We start from the raw sequence: 17,926 nt of genomic DNA, 5'->3' as shown, positions 1-17,926 counted from the left end.
CTCCTTATAACACCCCTGGGGTGTAAATTTTCCCATTTTTATTTTTATAAATAAAAAAGCACTCTAGAGAATAAATCTCTAGAGCGCGCATATCACCTATTAATTTACTCTCTCATCTTTTAGCTTTTAAAAAAAGCTACAGGAATTAGCACCAATTTGTTAATAACTACAATACAAAATTAACAACATAATAAATTTAGCAAAGCTAAGTTTATTTGCTTTTTTGCAATGTTTTTAATAAACATTGGTTGCTGGGTTTCACAGGGCCAGTCCCTCCACCACTCTAGATAAGAAATATCTTAAACACTATTTAGTTTTTGTTGTTGCTATTAATATATAATTTTCTGATAATTTTGTCAATACTTATTTTATAATTTTTACAATATATTTTCTTACAGTATCTTAAATTAATAATTCATAGCAATAAAATTCTCCAGGTTTTCCTTGTAAATTAACAGTTCCAGTGTATTTAAACCCTTGTTTCTTATAAAATCCTTGAGCACTAATATTTTCACTAAAAGTATCTAATCTAATTGATTTTAAATTATTTTTTTTTGCAAGTTCTATACTTTTATTTATTAGTATTCTTCCAAATCCTTTGCCTCTAGTATTATATGATGTGAAAATTCTATGTATCACTAAATATTCTTCGTTATTTTTCCAAGTAATAGTTTTATAATTAGGATCTTCTATATTATTTAAAACTACAACACCTAAAATTTCTTTATCTACTAATACATATAAATGTTCATTGTCTATGTCTATTTGAAATACCTCTCTATTCGGATAAAAATCTGTCCAATTCATTCCATGGGCTTTATGTTTTACAACGTCCTTTAGAATTTCACAAATTTTATTCATATCTTCATTAGTTCCTAGTCTAAACTCCATTATTTATATACTCCCTCATCCACACTATATTTACTTATAATTTAATTTTCTTAGTAACCTTTGAATTAGCATTTATGTTAATTTCACCTGTATATTCTACTTTTTCAATAATACAGTTTCCCCCTATTTTTATATTGTGTCCCTTAACTGATTTTGCTTCAATATTTTCTAAAGTAATATCATTACCCTCAATATTATTTATTTCAACTAATGATCCCCCTTTAGATAAACATTTACTTATAAATCCTTTTGATTTAGTCCCTATTATATTAATTTTTGTACCTTTAATTTCTTTTAAAGTTGTCTTTTTATTAAAGATTAAATCTATGTTATCACTTTCTATTTTTTCTAAAACTAATCCACCTTTTCCAGTTGCTACACTAGCCTTAAGTTCTCCTCCAGAAGTTATAGTTCCAGATAATTTAATCTTATTACATTCTAACAATTTACCATTACATTTAAGTTTGCCATCAACAATAAGTTCATCTGCAATTATATTACCATCTATTTTACTTTCTCCACAGATTTCAAGAAAATCAATATTGCAGTTCCCACCTATTTTGCATAATCCTCCAAATCTTGCTTCTTTAGCTATTACATTACCTGTAAATTCTGCTGATCCTCTACTTTTTATTTTAATTGCATCTACATCCCCATCTAAAATAGCATCTAATTCAATTTGTATATCTCTATACTCACCATTTACTTCAAACCTTTTAAATTGCATTAATGCACTTCTTCTCATAACTCTTTCCCCAATCATATTTAATACTTCTATATTTAACATAAAAAGATACCTTGTTTTTATAATTATATCACCTATTTTTCCATTTTTCTACATAACTAAGGGATCTTCAAAAATTAACTAGTCAGATTTTTTCATCTCCCTAAAATTACTTTTTTTCCTTTATATATTCTTTCGAAAATACTTATTACTATGAAAAAATATGTTCTTCATTTTCTATATTAATGATTTCTGCATCTGTATTCTGTTCTATAAAAGTAATTACATTTTCCATAGTGGAATCTACCTGTGCACTACTTCCGCAAACTGCTGATATTCCTATTACAATAGTTTGATGTATATCCTGCTTGTCAACTTCACCTACGGATAAATTAAATTTATTTTTCAGCTTTTGTATTATGCTTTTTACAACCATTCTTTTTTCTTTTAAAGAATGTACCCAAGACGCTCTTAATGTAACTTTTATTAATAATATTTTAATAATTTTATCCTCCTTTTGTCTTGTATTTAATCTTTTACTTGTTATTTTCTTTCAGTCCCCTAAAAAATAAATAAGCCTATCTAAAAAAATAAGCTTATTTAATAGTTATATTTAATTAAAATTTATTTTTAATTTTTTTAAGTCCATCTTTCATATCATCCATCATACCGCCAAATTTTTCTTTTGCTTCTCCACCCATTTTTTCAATGCCATGCATTGCTTCTGTAGCTTCTTGTGCAATTTCTTTGGTAACTTCTCCTGATTTAATATCATTATATAATCTTTTCATTTTCAACTCTAATTCATCCATTCCCATAACAACACCTCCTATTATTATAAGGCATTTTCAAAAAATAACTAGTAGATTATGTCTGTTTTATACTATACCTATCACCTTTACTTGTTTTTTAAAATGCCTAATCTAATATTAGTATTCTCATATTTTTCTATATTATTCAATTTTATATTACTCTAGTTAAAATATATACCTTATACAAATCTCTATAATGCATATTCAAAAATAACAATCCACTAATCTATTTTTGCCACTCTAAATTTTAAGATTAATAACAGTAATTTGAGGTATGTTAAATAATCTAAACGGAACTTTTGTGTTACCAAGTCCACTATTAACATATAATTTGCCCTTATTTTCATTATGTATTTTATAAAATCCTTTTGTATATTTTTCTGCTAAAGCAGTTGTTTTTATAGGTCCATAAAAAGGTATATAGACTTGTCCACCATGACTATGTCCAGCAAGTGCTAAATCTATTGGATATTCCTTAAAATCATCTATTAAATCAGGCTCATGAATAAGAAGTAAATTCACATCTTTATTACTAATACCACCCATAGTTTCTTCTTTATTATAATCACCCATAAGAGCATCATCCAATCCAAATATATTTATTGTAGTGTTTTCAAGCTCTATTTTATCACTTTTATTTACTAAAATTTTAAAACCAGATTCCTCCATAATTTCATTGTAATATCTTACTGCTCCACCACCGTAATCATGATTTCCGTATATTGCATACTTACCTTTACTTGCTTGTATTTGAGCTAACACTTCTGATATTTTATATAAATCTTCATATTTTGATGCGTTATCTATTAGGTCTCCTGAAAAAACAACTATGTCTGCTTTTTCACTATTTATTCTATCTACTACCTTTTGTAATTGCTCCAAAGAAAAAAATTCTCCTAATTGAGTATCTGTAAATTGTACAACTTTAATATTCTCTTTCCAATTTTTATTTACTTCAATTCCATATTTTTTAGATGTTAATAATTTTCCTTCTATGTATGTTGAATATACTCCTATTATTACTCCTAACAACATCAATCCTACTATTATCTTCCTTACTTTTTTCATTATATTAGCCCCTTATATCTTGTTTTATTCTAAAATCATCCTTTTTATTTTCTCCAATTATTATTACTATATCATAATTTTTATAATCATCTATTATCTTTACCTCTACCGTTCCTATCTTAAGGAGTATATATTGTTTTATTATTTCCATCAAATATTATAAGTGACTTTCCTTTAATCTCATTTCCTTCTATATTTACGCTCTTATCTGAGAAGTTCGCTATTACCTTTAAATCATCACCATATTTAGTCATTTGAACTAGTCTATCTTCTGAAAGTATTTCAAAATCTGTCATTTCTTTTGTTATTGCTTTTTTACTAAAATCTGACCAAACTTTTGTATGCGAAATCATTTCTTCTTTATGCTTTTCCCATTCATTTTTATCAATATGATATAACGGCGGTACATTATATAAAACTTCATACATCATTCTATTTTTCACTTCATCTTCTACTTTAAATGTTCCCCATAACCAGTGATATGCGGTTATAACAGAATCATTATAAACTAATTTATATAGTGGAATTGTATATGTTGAGTCCATAAATATACGTTTATACTTATCTTTTACTGGTATTTGTTTTGCAAACACCTCTGGAACCCCTCCCTTTGCTGAATAATATCTACCAACATAGTATTCACTTTCTTTATTTTTATTCATATCAGGGTCTATCCATGAAAATGCTGGAGTCTCTATCCCATGAGCAAATGCTATTGTTTTGCTGGCAAAATCATTTCCACCTTCTGATCCTATTACCATATTTTTTTCATCTCTTATATATTCCATCCTCTCAAGTCTTGCCTTTAAATCCTCTTCTTGAGTTGTTGTATGCTTTGGAGAATAATCATCAGCTATTTCTCCTGTTGCATCACAATCTATAAACCAAGAATTAAATTTAACTCCTGTGTCTAAAATCCCAGTAACCCGCTCTTTTACACTTGATAATGATAATGTTGGGTTTAATTTTCTTCCTTTACCTTGGAAACCTACATTAATCTTTCCATCTTTATTTATAACAGTAGCATTTTCGTATAATGATTTATCTTTAAAGGTTGCTGTTTCCCAACCTTCTTCTCCCGGCTTATGGATAGAGTGATATGAATCGTATGTTCCTATTAAATATCCTAGTTCATTAGCTTTTTCAACTAATTCTGGTTTTATAAACCCTTCATTCCAATCATCTAATCCTATCCACATTTTTTCTATTCCAGATTTATTAATATCTTCTAACACATCTGTAGTTTTTGAATTTCCCCAATTTTCTATAGGCTCTGCTATATCTCCTAGTTCAGATTTTAATAATCTTTTATTTAGTTGTATTAATTCCATTTTATTTAAATTATCTATTCCTTTGCTTAAAATATTATTTGTTTCTTTATCTATATTTTTAAATACATCTGGACTATAAAGTTCTTTTAGCAACCCTATTGAATTTATGCTTCTTACTATTAAACTTTTAGTATATTTATCTGCAAACTCTAATGTAGTTACATCATCAAAAGCTTGAACAAATTCTTCTCCACCTTCTACCTTAGTTTTTAATAATTCTTTTATCCTTTCTTTTAACTTAGGAGATAAATTTTTTCTTAATAAATCCCAATTTATATTTTCTTCTGAAATAATAGATCTATCCCAAAAATACATATACGGTGCCCCATAAAGCTTAGATATATCTTTATTATCTTTTTCTTTTTCTTCTAAAGTTTTAAAATCTCCCTTTTCTACAACATAGTTTTTATATGTTTTAGCAATATCTACAGGATTATTTTCTGTTAAATATATTTTAAATCCATATTCTTTATTTTTATTTATACTAGGATACTCATGAATAAATCCCAAACTTATTCTATCCTTAACTTCAAATTTTATTTTATTATTAAATGGATTATCTATTATATACATAATTGAATAAGCCTTTTTATTTAAAGCAAAAAATTGCATTGAAAATGATTCTATTACATTATATTCTGAGCCCGTTAAATGCTCTTTCCAATATTCATCATCGCTAGGTATATATTTACCTTCATTTATAGGAAGCATATAGCTTTCTGCATTTACCTTAGGCCAGCTAAATTCTGATTCTTCTTTAGTATTAGATTTTATTTTAACATCTAAATAATTATCTTTTTTTTGTACTTTTACATCAATATTATCATTTGGATATGTCCACGTTACTTCTTCCTTACTTTTTTTCAAATTAGATACTTCCCTTTTTTCTAAAGGTTGCGCTGCATTTTCTTTAACTCCATTTGATTCTGTAGTTATTTCGAATGTTTCAGGATCTACTTCAAAATTAAACTCTAAATTTTTAACTTTTACATCTGATTTAGCTTTTAACTCTTTATTTTTGCAACCTACCATCATATTACTAGCAAGTCCTATAGTTATAAGTAACACTATTATTTTTTTCATTCTCACTCACCTCATATAATAAATTAACTTATCATTGTTACATGAATGTTACAAAAAAATAAGAACCCTATCTATTAATAGGATTCTTTAAATAATATATAAAATTCTATATTTCCATGTTTTGTTTCAACATCAAAATTAAATTTATGATTTTCTAGTATTGTCTTAACTATAGGCAAGCCAAGTCCTGTACCTGATAATTCCTTACTTCTTGACTTTTCAATTACATAAAATGGTTTCCAAATTTTTTCTATATTTTCCTTAGTAATATTATCTGCACCATTACTTATCAATAATTTAACTTTATTATTTTCCTTAAGTACTGTTATTTTTATTTTTTTATTATTTGTGTACTTTATGGCATTAGTTATTAAATTATTAAGCACTATATCTATACTGTTTTTATCTCCATAAATTTCATAGTTATTTTCATGATCTAAATTTAATAATAGTTCTATATTATTTTCTTCTATAATTAATTTATACTTTTCCAATATACTAAACAATTCATCTTTCAGGTCAAATTTACACTTATTCAATATATTTTTTTGAAACTTTGCCCAGTATAAAAGCCTCTCTATTAAATTTTCCATATTTTCTGTTTGCTCCAATATAGTTTCTATATAACTACCATCATCTAATCCATCTTCTATACCCCTAGCATAAACCTTTATTAACGCAACTGGAGTTTTTAACTCATGAGATGTATCCGAAATCATTGTTTTAAGATTTTCGTTTTTTAAATTAAGTTCACTATGAGCTTTTTCTAAACTTATACTCATACTATTTATACTTTTAGATAATTCTTCTATTTCATCATTTGTTTTTATACTTTCTGTTCTAAAGTTAAGTGATGCTATATCTTGTGATAATACTCTTAATTTTTCTATAGGTTTTATAATTCTTCTAGAGAATATTAATACTAAAATGCCTATTAATATTAATGAAAAAATCATAAGGTATATATTAAATTGATTTATTATATTTATGGTTTCATCTAAATGTGGTATAGACATACCAATTGCAACCACATGTTCATCCATAATTATAAATTTTGTTAAAAAACTATATTTGTTTTTACCTTGATCAAATATTTTATTTACACTTTTATACTGTAGGCTTTCTATAGTTTCTTCTGTAACCCAAAATTTATTTAACTTTATTTTCTTAATCTCAAATTGGCGAATTATTTGTTCATTTACTTCTTCAACACTTCCATCTAATCTTGCATAGGCAATTGTTAAATCATTTATATTTTCTATTTTTTCAATACTTTCTAATCCACCATTTTTAAGTTCTATAGCTATTTCATCTAATGACTTCTTTTTTTGATGTAAGTAATAATTACTTATAAAAAGATTATTTATTAATATAGAGATTATAGCTACTAAAACTATTATTAAAGATATACTTATAGAAAGTTTCTTATTTATCTTAATTAAAATCACCATCCAAACTATATCCAAGACCCCTATGAGTTTTTATAATTTCTTCTCCAATTTTGCTTCTTAACCTTCTTATATGTGTATCTACAGTTCTATAATCTCCTTCATATTCTAAACCCCATACTAAGTCCAAAAGCTTTTCTCTTGATAAAATAATTCCTTTATTTATTGTAAAACATTTTATAAGTTCAAATTCTATTTTAGTTAAAGTTAATAGCTCCTCATTTTTATATACCTTTTTCGAAGCTATATCTATATTCAAATTACTAATTTTTAGTAGATCTTTAAACTCTAGCAACTTTTTAGCTCTCATAATTAGGATTCTTGGATCAAATGGTTTTTTCACATATTCATCAGCGCCACAATTTAGCGCTTCTAATTCATCTTCATTTTCTCCCTTTGCAGTTAATATTAATACTTTTGTATTACTATTATCTTTTATATACCTGCAAACATCTATTCCATTTACCTTTGGCATCATCCAATCTAATATGGCTAAATCTATTTTACTCGAAGAAAATAAATTTAAAGCTTCTTCTCCATCTTTAGCTAGAATAGTATTAAATCCTTCTTTATTAAAATAAGCTGAAAGAATTTTAACCATTTGCGCTTCATCATCTGCAATTAATATATTCAATTCAAAATCTCCCTTACCTTATTATATATTTAAATTACTTTATAAAATAATAGACTTAAAACTTTTCTTTAATAATTATTAAAAATTAAATATCTAATTTAAGATTCATATACTATTTAATACAGATATTAATACAAATATTTTTATCTTTCAATAGAATTATTTATTAACAAATTAAATATAAGATTTTAGGCACTTGCTAATCGAAATTATTATTGCTACTCTTCATTTATTATGGTAATATTATGAATATAATTTTAGGTGATGGAGTTCGCCATTAATTGCGTAAGGCATTTCTAAATAAATAACAAAAATACTAACTTGTTATTTATTTAGAGATGTCTAATGCTAATGACTCCTACAAAACAATAGGAAACTGTAGTTTTGTAGGAGTCTTTCTATTTAACTTAATACATCATAAGATAAAAAAAAATTTAAGGGGGTAGTAATAAATGAGTTCGATAAACTCAAAACAAAAGAATAAATTTGCAATTATTAATAATGCAAACAGTATTACAACTATTGGTATATCATTTTTAAAATGGGTTCTTCTAGGCACAATTGTTGGTGTTTTAACTGGTTCTGTAGCTTCATTATTTTTAAAAAGTCTAGACATTGCAACAAATTTAAGACTACAAAATGCATGGTTGCTATTTTTACTACCCTTTGGGGGCGCATTTGTAAGTTTTATATATTTAAAATATGGAAAAAATTCGTTAAAGGGTAATAATTTAATCTTAGATAAAATTAATAATGGTAACAGTATTATACCTTTGCGTATGGTACCTTTAGTCTTTATAGGCACATTTATTACTCATTTATTTGGAGGTTCTGCTGGAAGGGAAGGTACTGGAGTTCAAATAGGCTCAACTATTGCAGACGGTGTAGGTACTATATTAAAATTAGATAAGATAGATACTAAAATTATTTTGATGTGTGGAATTAGCAGTGGTTTTGCTTCAGTGTTTGGCACTCCACTTGCAGGCACTATATTTGGATTAGAGGTAGCTGTGCTAGGAATTATGAGTTATGAAGCATTAATCCCATGTTTCACAGCAGCTTTTATTGGAAATTTCACAACAGTTTTTTTTGGTGTTCATCACACACATTATAAAATATTAGAAGTACCTAGTTTCACATATTATACAATAATAAAAGTTATTATTGCTGCTATTCTATTTGGTTTATTAAGTAAGATATTTAGTGAATTAACACATAAACTAAAAGAAATTTTTTCATCACATTTTCAAAATCCAGTAATAAAAAGTATAATTGGTGGCTTTATAATAATATTTCTCACATATATTATAAATAGTAGAGATTATTTAGGGCTTAGCCTTCCATTAATTACAGATTCATTTACTAAAGAGGTCAGTCCATTTGCATTCATAGGTAAACTATTATTTACATCAATTACTCTAGGTACTGGTTTTCAGGGAGGGGAGGTTACGCCTTTATTTGTAGTAGGATCAACCTTTGGAAATACTTTATCTAGCATACTTAACATTTCACCTTCATTTTTAGCTGCACTTGGTCTTATAGGCGTATTTTCCGGTGCAACAAATACCCCTATTACATCATTTGTCCTTGGTGTAGAACTTTTTGGTTCTCAAGGTATTGAATTTATGTTTATGACTTGTATAATTAGTTACATCTTTTCCGGACATAGCGGTATCTATATTTCTCAAAAAATTGGTAGAAGTAAAAGTAAATCAATTAAAATTGCTGATGATTCTACGCTTTCAAATTTCAGAAATAAGCGAACTGAAAAATAAATAATAAACTCCTACTCTTTAAAATATAAAAGTAGGAGTTATTAGTTTTAATATATTAAATAAACATATATATATCTAGCACTATAATTATAATTATTATTTTTTTTAAGCTTCTTTAGAATTTTTTTTAAAATATTTATTAAATTTTTCACCTGAAATTTTTCTACCTATTAATACAGATAAATAACTACAACTTAGCCCTAATATAATTGCGGCAAATATATCTGTTGGAAAATGTACCCCTAAATAAATTCTTGAAAATCCTATTAACGCTGCTAGTGTAAATATATAAATTGATTTATTCTTAAAATTGATTGAAAGTACTCCTGCTGCTGCAAATGATGAGGTTGTATGCCCTGATGGGAAGGAATATGATGTCGGTGCTTTAATTAGCATATCTATACCTTCTATACTTACAAAGGGTCTATCTCTTTGAATAATATTTTTTAATAGTCCTTCTCCAAGTATTGCCCCTAACACTAGTGCTCCTAAAACCATAAATCCTACCTTTCTATATTTCTTGCTTATTAATAGGGCTAACCCGATTAATATCCATATAAGACCAGCATCCCCAAGTCCAGTAATTAAAATCATAATTTTATCCATAGTAGGATTATGCAAATTATTTTGTATAAACTCAATAACACCTATATCAAATACATTTATTAACTCTATCATATTAGTATCCCCCTTTTTATATATTAATATATCTATTTTACATTAAATACTAAATATTTATTACTATTATTATTCTTAAATATTTTTTTATAAATTTAAATCATCTTCAAAAAATACTACACTAATAAGCATAGTATTTTTTCTAAGTGAGATAGCTTCAAAAAGTAAATTATTTAGAATTCTTCTAAGAACTTATTAAACAGTTGTTTTGGAAGTGGCTTACTAAAATAATACCCTTGAATATCATCACAGTTTATCTGCTTTAATATTTCAACTTGTGCTAATTCTTCCACACCTTCACATACAACCTTTAACTTTAATTTGTGGCATAAACTTATCATTGTTTCTACAATAGATTTAGCTTCAATGTCTTCTTCAATATTTATTAAAAGGCTCCTATCAATTTTGACTACATCTATTGGTAAAGTTTTAATGTGATTAAATGAAGAATAACCAGTTCCAAAGTCATCTAAATATACACCAATTCCAATTTTTCTTATTTCTTTTAAAAGTTTTTCAGTATATTCAGCATCATCTATAATTTCATCTTCAGTTATTTCTAACTTTAATGCAGAGGTTGGTACATTTTGATATTTTAATTCCTTTTCTATAATTTCTATAAAATTATTTTGTTTTAAAAATCTCTTTGAAGCATTTATAGAAACATAGAATTGATCTTTGCCCTTATCAATCCACTCTCTACATAAGCTTATAGCTTGTCTTAATACAAACATATCAATATCAACAATGTCACCTGTTTTCTTAGCTAACGGTATAAATTTATCTGGATAAAGCATTCCATCTTCTGTTTTCCATCTTACTAATGCTTCTGCTCCTATTATTTTGTTATTACTAATACAATATATAGGTTGATAATATACTTCAAATTCTTCATTTCTTATTGCATTCTTTAGCTTATTTTCAATTTCTAGAGATTCTAACATTTTCTTGTTAAAGATATTATATTTATTTCCACCATTCTTCTTACTATGATACATAGCAATATCTGAATATTGCATTAGACTAACTTCATCAGCTGAATGTTGTGGATATAAACTTATACCCATACTAGCCTTTATTTCATATGAATAGTTCTTAATTGAATAAATTTTATTTAATTTAATTAGCATAGAATTTGCAAACCTTTCAATTTCATCATTATTGTTTTTTCCTTTTCTAACAACTATGAATTCATCTCCACCAATTCTACTAATTATTACATTTTCATTTTCAGTATATTCTTTTAACTCTTTAGCTACCTGGCATAATAGTTCATCTCCAACATTATGGCCTAAGGTATCATTAATATTTTTAAAGTTATCTAAATCAATGAAAAATAATGCAAATTCTTCATTATTATTTTTCAATTCACTTATATACTCAGTTAATTTATTTCTATTTATTAATGATGTTAATAAATCATGACTTCCTATATATTCTAGGTTATTAGCATATTTTTTTAATCTACCAAACATCTTGTTTAAATCTCCAGTTAAGACTGAAATTTCATCATTATATATATCATTTTGAAGCTCTATTTCTAAATCTGTTCCTTTAGTAACTTTATTCACTACATTATTTATATTTATAATTCTTGCTAAAACTTTTATTTTTATAAATATGTATAATAATACATTACATATTATAGTTAAAATCATTATAATACCAATAAGTGTACTTATGTTTTTTGTTGCATTATTTCTTACCTGTCTATCATCTCTTAATTTTATATAATACTCTGGTCCATTTCCTAAACTTTCAAATTTGGTAAATATGTCTATAGACTCTTCATTAAGCTTACAATAAAAATCTCTTCCATATAAGGTTACTTTCTTTATTTTTTTATCATTTTTAATACTTTCATTATCTTTAATTATCTCAATATTTCTTCCTGTAATTTCATTTATATTTTCCATAAATACTTCATTAATAGGATTTATTATTACTGTGTATGTATTATCTTTACTATTTTCTGTATTAATTCTTTTTACTCCAACTATATTAGACAATTCTTTTGTAGTAATTACGCCACCAAAAAATCCTTTTCCCTTATTTTCTTTTTTATTCATTATATCTTTAGCTTGATTTAATATATCTTGAGTATCAATATTATTTATATCTAAATTAGTTCCCTTTATTATATCATTTACTTCAAAATTATTATTTACTATTAACATATTTGTTATTGAAGCTTTTTCTATTTTCTTTTCAATATTTATTATTCTTTTTCTCTCTTCAACTCCATATTCATTATCTATTTTATCCGTTATTTCAAAATTTTCACCAAATTCCCTCGCTTGAGATGTTATTTTTTTTATTTCTCCCTCAATTTGTTTAATAACTGCATTTGTTCTACCCGGCCCACGATCTAATTCTCCTGAACTAGCTACATTAATTATTTTTTTCCCTAAAGCATAGTATAATATGGAGCTTATTATTGTTACAGTAATAAATATTAGTGCAATTTTTCTCATTAGTTTTATAATATATCCCCCCTTACTACTATTTTTCATCTTTTTTTATAATAAATAACCTTAAATAATATAGCCTCTACTAATAAAAACATAATTATTATTAATGCATATATCATAAATACCATTTCAGGTAATGCATTTATTATAGGGTCTGTTATTGGATCAAAAATCCAATAACTATTATCGAAAAATATATTATGAAATATAACAAACGTTTTAGAAAAATCTACTACTATCATTGTGGTTATAACTCCAAACAATATAAATATCATATTAGATGAATAATTTAAAGCTTTTATTAAACTAATATTAACTAAAACTTTTTTTATTACTTTAAACAATATTAATATAACCATTGAAATAAACATCATAATATATAAATTCATAAAAATATCTTTTACTTCTTCAAAATGTATTTGTCCAGATGAACTCATGGCAAAATCCTTAAATTTCAACTCTTCTATAAATGGATTTCTAATGTAATTTATCATACTTTTATAATTAATCATTAAATCTTCTGCTGATACGCCTGTATCCTTTACTAAATTAAATTTCTCTATAGAAACTTTATAAATAAATGTTAAATTTAAAACTAATATTACTGAAAAACATATTGAAAATAAAGTTATACATAATCCTAAAATAATATTTATAAATTTACTTATATTTTTTTTACTTTCTATTAACATACTTATAAACACCTCTCTACCTTTGCTTTAATATAAATAACACTTAGGTCATAAAAAATAACAGTTCACGTTGCCATATATGTTTTGCCCTACAATGAAATAAAATTCATTGATAGTATTATTGTAATATATCCCTATATTATATCCATAATTTCACTATCAATAAATATAAAAGAAGCTTAGATTACTCTAAGCTTCTTAACATCCATAATAACATAAATTATATAACCTGTAGTCTTATAATAAAGCTTATATTTCTTTATATTTTGAATCCTGTTATCACCAAATCTAACTTTTCAGCAATTTCAGCTTGACCATTAACTTTTCTACTTACTTGTTCTATACTATCTGCTACTTCATTTATATTTTCTAATATATTCCCTGTATTATCAGCGGTTTTTTGTGAATTTTCAGCCATGTTTTGTATTGCTCCGCTTACTTCTACAAATGTAGCGTTAATTTCTTCTGCCATTGATGAAATATCCTCTGACATACTATTTACAAATATAGCGTCATTATTATATTCTTCTCCAATATTAACTAAAAGTTCATAATCCTTTATTACCTTTCCATCAATAAATTCTAATACTCCTGAAGCGTTCATAGCTAAATTATCAAAGGATACTTGAACTTTCTTTATTGTATCTTGAATTTTAACTACCACCATAGAAGTTTCTTCTGCAAGCTTTCTTACTTCATCAGCTACAACAGCAAATCCTTTTCCTTCTTCTCCTGCCCTAGCCGCTTCAATAGCCGCATTTAATGCCAGAAGATTTGTTTGTTTAGAAATATTAGCAATAGCATCTGCCATAGCAACTATCTCCGTAACTACTTTTCCTTCTTTTATTGCATTTACAATACTAATTTCTTTTTCTTTATATAATTCATTAGTATCACTACTTGATTTTTGAGCTCTTTCTTTTACGCCTATAGCCCTCTGGCTTATTATATTAGATTTCTCACTGCCATTAAGAGCTCTAGATGCAAGTTCTTCAAGACTTGCATTAACCTCTTCAACTGAAGCACTAATTTCTTCTGTAACTGCACTAGATTCCTGTGCATCACTTGATATTTCATTTACTGTAGAACTAATATTTTGAGCTTTAGAATTCATTATATTCATAGCTACAGCTAATTCATTACTCCCTGAACTTATTAACTTTGAATTATCTGAAATCATTTTTACTACAGTCCTTAAGTTATCAGTCATTTTGTTTATATGTGTAGACATTTGTCCAATTTCATCCTCTGAATTAATCTCTAAATAATTAGTTAAATCCCCTTCTGCTACTGCCATTGAAATTTTATTAACTTTCCCTATATTAACAGTAAGGTATTTAGCTAATATTAGTACAGCTATAATAATTAATACTATAGCTATTAAACTAATTACTATAGATTTAATCATTAATTGTGTAATAGGTTGATATAATTCTTTTGTTGGTATTCTAATTGCTATTATCCAATCTACGTCTGGAATACTCTTGTAAAATACAAGGTTTTCTTCTCCATTTTCATCATAAGTTTTTTGTCCATTCTTTTTATCTATCATCTCTTTGCCTAATTCTGCTAGGCTTTTATTACTATCTTCTGTTATCTTTTGTTCTAATATTTTTTCTTGATCTTTATCAGATATATATATACCATTTTTCTCAATTAAAAATGCATTTCCATCTTTACCAACCTTTATTTCTTGGACCATTTTTTGCATAGTTGCTAATCCAATATCTGCAGTTGTCACCCCTAAAAACTTTTTATTTTCATCATAAAATGGACTTGTAGAGGTTACCATAGATATCTTTGTTACTTTATCTATATATGGGTCACTCCATTCTATTGCCTTTTTACTATCTATACCTACCTTATACCAGCTTTCTTCATGATATTTATTACTGTCGTCACTATATTCTGGAGCATATTTAATTTGTCCACCTTCTCTATATTCATATATCGCAAAACATTTTTTATTAGCATCAAATTTATATGGATCAAACCACACTCCAGCGCCTAATGTTTCTTCATTAGTTGAAATACTCTTACTCACCATTGAGATATAATTATCTTTCTTAACTAATTTATAAGACGATTCAATATTTTTTGATAAGGACTGCGTTAATTGACTATGTTTCATTAAGTTTTTTTGAATTGATTCACTACTTTCACCTAATTTATTATCAATCTTGCTCTTAATTTCTGAATCGATTATATTTCTAGACTCTCTAATACTTAAACCTGTTAAAATCACCATTGATATTATAACTATTGGAAGTATTGTTATTAAAGTTCTTTTTTTTAATGTGTTACTTCTTAAATTTATAAGTTTCATAGAATCCCCCCAAATAATATTATACAATATTATTTTTTTATTTTTACTACTTATATTATCGAACAAACTTATAATTACTTTAATTATATAAACGATAACACTCCAATATATTTATATTTCTCTAGTCAGAACAAAAATATAAAACTCACTAATAGTGCTACCATCAGTGAGCTTCATAAATAAAACATTCTATAAATCAAATTATTATATCCACTAGTTTATTTTAAACATCTTTTAATATTAAAATTGCTTTAATAAATTTACCATTTCAATAGCAGTTACAGCTGCATCATAACCTTTATTTCCTGACTTAGTTCCAGCCCTTTCAATAGCTTGCTCAATTGAATCTGTTGTTAATACTCCGAATATTACAGGTTTCTCAGTTTCTAATGAAACTGATCCAATTCCTTTAGCGGCTTCTGCACATACATAATCAAAATGTGGAGTTGATCCTTTAATAACTGCCCCTAAGCATATTACAGCATCATACTTATTACTCTTCACCATTTTTTTAGCTACTAAAGGGAGTTCAAAAGCTCCGGGTACCCAAGCAACTTCGATATTATCATCTTCAACACCATGTCTTTTCAACCCATCTAATGCTCCCCCTAATAATTTAGAAACTATAAATTCATTAAATCTCCCTACCACAATTCCAACCTTAATACCTTCTGCGATTAAATTTCCTTCAATTATTTTCATTTTAATTCCTCCTGTATTTTTATTATTTAATAATCTTTTAAACTAACTATTCAATATACACTGTATCTTTAGCTATTATTTATTTTAATTAGATAACATATGACTTAATTTTTTTTTCTTAGTTTCTAAATAAAATTTATTATTTTCATTATGACTAATTTCTATAGGAACTCTCTTAACTATTTCAATATTATATTCTTCTAATCCAGTTATTTTACTTGGATTATTTGTCATAAGTTTAATTTTTTTTGCTCCTAAATCCTTAAGTATATCTGCTGCTGTTTTATACTCTCTCATATCTGCTGGAAATCCTAATTTAATATTTGCTTCTACTGTGTCAAGACCTTCATCTTGTAATGCATAGGCTTTTAATTTATTTATAAGACCTATTCCTCTACCTTCTTGCCTCATATATAACAATATGCCAGAGCCTTCTTCTGCAATTTTTTTCATAGCTGCGTCATATTGCTCACCGCAATCACACCTTCTTGATCCTAATGCATCTCCAGTTAAACACTCTGAATGAACTCTAGTCAGTATTTCTTCCCCTTCTTTTATCTCACCTTTAACTAATGCAACATGATGCTCGCCATTTAATTTATTAACAAAACCATACATCTTAAAGTCGCCATATTTTGTTGGCATATTTATTTCAACTACTCGCTCAATGCTATTTTCTTTTTCTTTTTCTTTTCTATAGGAAACCAAATCTGCAATAGTTATAATTTTGAGAGCATGTTCCTTTGCAAATCCTATCAATTCTGGAGTTCTTGCCATTGTACCATCATCACTCATAATTTCACATATAACCCCTGCTGGCTTTAAACCAGCTAATTTAGCTAAATCTACTGCTGCCTCAGTATGACCAATTCTTTTTAAAACTCCTCCCTCTTTAGCTATTAATGGGAAAATATGACCTGGTCTTCTAAAGTCTTCTTTACAACTGTTTTCTAAAATTCTTTGTATTGTTACTGCTCTATCAAAAGCTGAAATTCCAGTTGTAGTTTCTACATGATCAATGGATACTGTGAATGCTGTTTCATGATTATCTGTATTATTTTCTACCATTGGATGTATATTTAATTCCTTAAGTCTTTTTTCTTCCATTGGCATACATATAAGCCCTCTACCAAACTTAGCCATAAAATTTATAGCTTCACCAGTAACCTTTTCCGCGGCCATTAATAAATCCCCTTCATTTTCTCTATCTGGATCATCAATAACTATAACTATTTTCCCTTCTCTAATATCATTTATTGCTTCTTCAATACTATTAAATTTAATCATATAA

General features: G+C 26.5%; 16 protein-coding genes and 2 riboswitches. Of the genes, 1 reads left to right on the top strand and 15 read right to left on the bottom strand.

Going from position 1 to position 17,926, the window contains the following annotated elements:
* Positions 1–109: 109 nt before the first annotated feature.
* Positions 110–294: riboswitch (SAM riboswitch) on the bottom strand.
* Between the two features lie 108 nt (positions 295–402).
* The 9 genes from BLS77_RS09475 to BLS77_RS09440 all read right to left on the bottom strand — a co-directional run bounded on the left by BLS77_RS09475 (position 403) and on the right by BLS77_RS09440 (position 7,991).
* Positions 403–891: a GNAT family N-acetyltransferase gene (locus BLS77_RS09475; protein WP_089968718.1), complete on the bottom strand. Its 489-nt coding sequence runs from the start codon at positions 889–891 to the stop codon at positions 403–405.
* 34 nt (positions 892–925) lie between these two features.
* Positions 926–1,678, bottom strand: coding sequence for a hypothetical protein (locus BLS77_RS09470; RefSeq protein WP_089968714.1), 753 nt, complete (start codon positions 1,676–1,678; stop codon positions 926–928).
* A 148-nt stretch (positions 1,679–1,826) separates the two neighbouring features.
* Positions 1,827–2,117 carry a DUF503 domain-containing protein gene (locus tag BLS77_RS09465; RefSeq protein WP_089968710.1) on the bottom strand — a complete coding sequence of 97 codons (291 nt, stop codon included), beginning with the start codon at positions 2,115–2,117 and terminating at the stop codon, positions 1,827–1,829.
* Positions 2,118–2,232: 115 nt separating this feature from the next.
* Positions 2,233–2,433: a hypothetical protein gene (locus BLS77_RS09460; protein WP_089968707.1), complete on the bottom strand. Its 201-nt coding sequence runs from the start codon at positions 2,431–2,433 to the stop codon at positions 2,233–2,235.
* Between the two features lie 234 nt (positions 2,434–2,667).
* Positions 2,668–3,495, bottom strand: coding sequence for a metallophosphoesterase (locus BLS77_RS09455; RefSeq protein WP_089968704.1), 828 nt, complete (start codon positions 3,493–3,495; stop codon positions 2,668–2,670).
* Between the two features lie 4 nt (positions 3,496–3,499).
* The gene (locus BLS77_RS19890) at positions 3,500–3,646 is read right to left on the bottom strand and encodes a hypothetical protein (protein ID WP_167865728.1); all 147 of its coding nucleotides are present in this window, start codon (positions 3,644–3,646) and stop codon (positions 3,500–3,502) included.
* Positions 3,615–5,909 carry a glycoside hydrolase gene (locus BLS77_RS09450; protein ID WP_089968701.1) on the bottom strand — a complete coding sequence of 765 codons (2,295 nt, stop codon included), beginning with the start codon at positions 5,907–5,909 and terminating at the stop codon, positions 3,615–3,617. The genes BLS77_RS19890 and BLS77_RS09450 overlap by 32 nt, the downstream gene beginning before the upstream one ends.
* 74 nt (positions 5,910–5,983) lie before the next feature.
* Entirely contained in the window at positions 5,984–7,375 is a 1,392-nt protein-coding gene (locus BLS77_RS09445; protein ID WP_242873966.1) for a HAMP domain-containing sensor histidine kinase, read from the bottom strand.
* Entirely contained in the window at positions 7,344–7,991 is a 648-nt protein-coding gene (locus BLS77_RS09440; protein WP_089968698.1) for a response regulator transcription factor, read from the bottom strand. Before BLS77_RS09440 ends, BLS77_RS09445 begins: the two co-directional genes overlap by 32 nt.
* 251 nt (positions 7,992–8,242) lie before the next feature.
* A riboswitch (Fluoride riboswitch) is annotated at positions 8,243–8,359 on the top strand.
* Between the two features lie 84 nt (positions 8,360–8,443).
* Here BLS77_RS09440 and BLS77_RS09435 point away from each other — a divergent pair.
* Positions 8,444–9,766 carry a voltage-gated chloride channel family protein gene (locus BLS77_RS09435; RefSeq protein WP_089968695.1) on the top strand — a complete coding sequence of 441 codons (1,323 nt, stop codon included), beginning with the start codon at positions 8,444–8,446 and terminating at the stop codon, positions 9,764–9,766.
* 105 nt (positions 9,767–9,871) lie between these two features.
* Here BLS77_RS09435 and BLS77_RS09430 read toward each other — a convergent pair whose 3' ends face one another.
* From BLS77_RS09430 to BLS77_RS09405, 6 genes are all read right to left on the bottom strand, one after another.
* Positions 9,872–10,444, bottom strand: a complete 573-nt coding sequence (locus tag BLS77_RS09430; RefSeq protein ID WP_089968693.1) for a phosphatase PAP2 family protein — start codon at positions 10,442–10,444, stop codon at positions 9,872–9,874.
* A 173-nt stretch (positions 10,445–10,617) separates the two neighbouring features.
* Positions 10,618–12,957 carry a putative bifunctional diguanylate cyclase/phosphodiesterase gene (locus BLS77_RS09425; RefSeq protein WP_089968689.1) on the bottom strand — a complete coding sequence of 780 codons (2,340 nt, stop codon included), beginning with the start codon at positions 12,955–12,957 and terminating at the stop codon, positions 10,618–10,620.
* Positions 12,954–13,607: a TIGR01906 family membrane protein gene (locus BLS77_RS09420; protein ID WP_089968686.1), complete on the bottom strand. Its 654-nt coding sequence runs from the start codon at positions 13,605–13,607 to the stop codon at positions 12,954–12,956. Before BLS77_RS09420 ends, BLS77_RS09425 begins: the two co-directional genes overlap by 4 nt.
* Before the next feature lie 259 nt (positions 13,608–13,866).
* Complete coding sequence (locus BLS77_RS09415) at positions 13,867–15,933, bottom strand: methyl-accepting chemotaxis protein (RefSeq protein ID WP_089968683.1); 2,067 nt, start codon at positions 15,931–15,933, stop codon at positions 13,867–13,869.
* Between the two features lie 240 nt (positions 15,934–16,173).
* Complete coding sequence (gene ribH / locus BLS77_RS09410; RefSeq protein ID WP_089968680.1) at positions 16,174–16,635, bottom strand: 6,7-dimethyl-8-ribityllumazine synthase; 462 nt, start codon at positions 16,633–16,635, stop codon at positions 16,174–16,176.
* Positions 16,636–16,719: 84 nt separating this feature from the next.
* Complete coding sequence (locus BLS77_RS09405) at positions 16,720–17,922, bottom strand: bifunctional 3,4-dihydroxy-2-butanone-4-phosphate synthase/GTP cyclohydrolase II (RefSeq protein ID WP_089968678.1); 1,203 nt, start codon at positions 17,920–17,922, stop codon at positions 16,720–16,722.
* Positions 17,923–17,926: the final 4 nt, after the last annotated feature.

The organism is Clostridium gasigenes, assembly GCF_900104115.1.
In the GTDB taxonomy this organism is placed as follows: Bacteria; Bacillota; Clostridia; order Clostridiales; family Clostridiaceae; genus Clostridium; species Clostridium gasigenes.
This window is presented reverse-complemented; position numbering and strand designations above follow the sequence as displayed.

Excerpts from the sequence above, each read along its gene's own strand:
- BLS77_RS09475 (WP_089968718.1), bottom strand. The coding sequence starts at position 891 with ATGGAGTTTAGACTAGGAACTAATGAAGATATGAATAAAATTTGTGAA.
- BLS77_RS09470 (WP_089968714.1), bottom strand. The coding sequence starts at position 1,678 with ATGTTAAATATAGAAGTATTAAATATGATTGGGGAAAGAGTTATGAGA.
- BLS77_RS09460 (WP_089968707.1), bottom strand. The coding sequence starts at position 2,433 with ATGGGAATGGATGAATTAGAGTTGAAAATGAAAAGATTATATAATGAT.
- BLS77_RS09455 (WP_089968704.1), bottom strand. The coding sequence starts at position 3,495 with ATGAAAAAAGTAAGGAAGATAATAGTAGGATTGATGTTGTTAGGAGTA.
- BLS77_RS19890 (WP_167865728.1), bottom strand. The coding sequence starts at position 3,646 with ATGGAAATAATAAAACAATATATACTCCTTAAGATAGGAACGGTAGAG.
- BLS77_RS09450 (WP_089968701.1), bottom strand. The coding sequence starts at position 5,909 with ATGAAAAAAATAATAGTGTTACTTATAACTATAGGACTTGCTAGTAAT.
- BLS77_RS09435 (WP_089968695.1), top strand. The coding sequence starts at position 8,444 with ATGAGTTCGATAAACTCAAAACAAAAGAATAAATTTGCAATTATTAAT.
- BLS77_RS09430 (WP_089968693.1), bottom strand. The coding sequence starts at position 10,444 with ATGATAGAGTTAATAAATGTATTTGATATAGGTGTTATTGAGTTTATA.
- BLS77_RS09425 (WP_089968689.1), bottom strand. The coding sequence starts at position 12,957 with ATGAAAAATAGTAGTAAGGGGGGATATATTATAAAACTAATGAGAAAA.
- BLS77_RS09420 (WP_089968686.1), bottom strand. The coding sequence starts at position 13,607 with ATGTTAATAGAAAGTAAAAAAAATATAAGTAAATTTATAAATATTATT.
- BLS77_RS09415 (WP_089968683.1), bottom strand. The coding sequence starts at position 15,933 with ATGAAACTTATAAATTTAAGAAGTAACACATTAAAAAAAAGAACTTTA.
- ribH (WP_089968680.1), bottom strand. The coding sequence starts at position 16,635 with ATGAAAATAATTGAAGGAAATTTAATCGCAGAAGGTATTAAGGTTGGA.
- BLS77_RS09405 (WP_089968678.1), bottom strand. The coding sequence starts at position 17,922 with ATGATTAAATTTAATAGTATTGAAGAAGCAATAAATGATATTAGAGAA.